Source organism: Ensifer adhaerens (genome assembly GCF_002940685.1).
GTDB lineage: Bacteria > Pseudomonadota > Alphaproteobacteria > Rhizobiales > Rhizobiaceae > Ensifer > Ensifer adhaerens_E.
This window is the reverse complement of sequence record NZ_PNFP01000053.1, coordinates 1-1,188: the sequence shown is the minus strand read 5'-3', so window position 1 is coordinate 1,188 and position 1,188 is coordinate 1. Positions and strand designations below refer to the sequence as shown.

1 protein-coding gene is annotated in these 1,188 nt (G+C 56.0%); it reads right to left on the bottom strand.

The features are described from left to right. On the bottom strand, nt 1–945 hold a 945-nt coding region (locus C1A35_RS35570; protein WP_199773114.1), incomplete at its 3' end, for a glycosyltransferase. Nucleotides 946–1,188 lie beyond the last annotated feature (243 nt).

Genomic DNA, 1,188 nt, shown 5'->3' with positions numbered 1-1,188 from the left:
TTTCGCCATGCGCTGCTGAAAGTCGACGTTGGTCAGCAATGAACGCATCTGACGAGCCAAAGCATGGCTGGTGGTAAAGCGGGAAGCACGCTTGCCGATGCCGTGATAAACGATGCGTGACGCGACGCCGGGCTGATCAAAGGCCAGCGGAAGCGCTAAAAGGGGCGTCCGGTAATTAATCGCGTCCAGTACCGTATTCATGCCGCCGTGGGTGATCGCCAGCTGCGCCTGAGACAGCGCGGCTGACTGATCGGCAAAATCCACCACCTGTGTATGACGGCTTCGCGCCAGCTCTTCACACTGAGAGTCCGTAAGACGACCACAGTGGGCTAACAGGAGCTGACCGTCAATTTCTTCACAGGCTTTCACTATCGTTTTAAACAGCCCATAACGGTGTCCCTGAAGCGTGCCCAGCGAGGCGAAAATCCGGGGTTTTTCTGAGGATGTAAAATAACGGGATGAAGACGTTGACGGTGCGTGCGTTTCGCGCAGAGGCCCGACGGCATGAAAACAAGCCGGTAACGCTTTGCGGGGAAAATCCAGTTCAGGAACAAGCTGGCTGATTTGCGCCAGTGGCGAAAAACACTGGTGAAGCTTTTGCCGGGGGGCTAAGCCCATTCTGTGGCTGTGTTCGGCAATGACACGGTCATGACGACGCATTAGCCAGTCATAAATTTTTTCACTGGCGGCATAACGTTCGCGAGCCGCGTCGCTGGTCCCGTATTCGAAAGGCATAACCGCCAGGGGCATATCCGGTTCACGATTGAGAGGCAGCGCGCAGGCGACAGAGATAAACGGCAGTCCCAGTGCTTCAGCAACGAGCGCGCCTGCCGGTTCCATTTGATCAACAATGACGCCATCGACGGCCAGATCGTTAAATGCCTGGGGGAGTTCGCGGCACAGCATATCGGTGGTGCGCGCCATTTCATTGATGAGCTTCAGCATTGACGGCCCCAGAGGATGAGCCGCCAGGTGTAGCACGCGCGTTAACGCGCCGGGGGGATGGCTGTCTGTCCCGACGGAATGAAATCCAATGGTTTCGCTATCGATCAAGTGTTTAATATCGTATTGCTGAATAAAGGTCACGTCACCCGATGACCGCGCGCGACCAGTTCCTGAGCGAGATTCTGTAATGCGCGAACATGGCTGTAAAAAGGCGGTGCGATCGCCGCGAAATGGCTCATGCAG